At 64.6% G+C, this 983-nt stretch carries 1 protein-coding gene; it reads right to left on the minus strand.

What is annotated here, in order from left to right; translation table 11 throughout:
* Positions 1 to 172: 172 nt before the first annotated feature.
* The gene (gene bchJ, locus GHK24_RS13470; protein ID WP_340666201.1) at positions 173 to 805 is read right to left on the minus strand and encodes a bacteriochlorophyll 4-vinyl reductase; all 633 of its coding nucleotides are present in this window, start codon (positions 803 to 805) and stop codon (positions 173 to 175) included.
* Between the last annotated feature and the right edge of the window lie 178 nt (positions 806 to 983).

Genomic DNA, 983 nt, shown 5'->3' on the forward strand with positions numbered 1-983 from the left:
CGGTCGCAGGGCGACGCTACGCGGTGGTAGGCGGTCTAGCCGGGGCGCTTCCGAGGAAAGCGCGCAGGTGGCAGCGGAAGGCTCTCCGCGGGTGATCGGTTCGGGGTGAGCTGTGCGCCGCTTCCGGGATATCGCCGCCGAGTAGCGTCGGGTCCTGATCGGCTACCGGCAGCTACCAACGCACGGCGAAAACGCACGCCGGCGCGCCCTGCGCTTGGCAGTGGATTTCTTCAACGGTCGTTCGAGCGCTCACGAGTTCGCGGAAAATGCGCGCGAAGGTGCCGGCGTAAAAATCGCAGACCGGTAATTCACTCACCGCTCCACGGCATACAGGCCCATCGCAGATCGTCAGCAGCAAAGGCGCTTGTCGATTGCCGAACTCTGCGCTGAAGCGGCCGCTGCCGGTGAAGGTCCAAGCGTGTTTGGCAATGGCCGGGACGAGAATGCGTGCGGCCAGAGGTGCCGGCGTCAGGCGCAGCACGCGCTGCGCGGGCTTCGGAATCCGCTTGGCGAGCAGATAGTCGCCGGTGCGCCGTCCCGCGTCGCGGCCGATCTCCGCCAGTTGCGCAGGAGGAAGCGAGGCACGCAGCGTTGTGTGTAGCCGCACCACCCAGTTTTCGTCGATCATCGCCGTCGGCGGCGAATGCAGACAGTCCTCAAGGCCGGCTGCCGCGAAGAGCTGCGTGGTTTCTGCGCGGCCATACAGAGCCTCGAGCGCCTCGCCCATGCGGATGATCGCGTTCGGGCCGATTTTCCCGCCGTCATTCGCGTGGAGAGGAGTCGATACAAGAGTCGGTTCAGTCACGAGGATATCTGCCCGTCAAACACTACCAATCGATTAGTGAGAGGTACACCGAGCCACAGGCTTTGCTCTGCCACGACGGCGCACCGTCACGCCTTTGCCAGCCCCAACAAATGCGCGAGGTCCTTGAGGAAGACGCGGACATGGGCGAAGGGTTTTCTGCGCACCAGGCGCTTGTGCA

This window comes from Rhodocyclus gracilis, assembly GCF_009617575.1.
GTDB lineage: Bacteria > Pseudomonadota > Gammaproteobacteria > Burkholderiales > Rhodocyclaceae > Rhodocyclus > Rhodocyclus gracilis.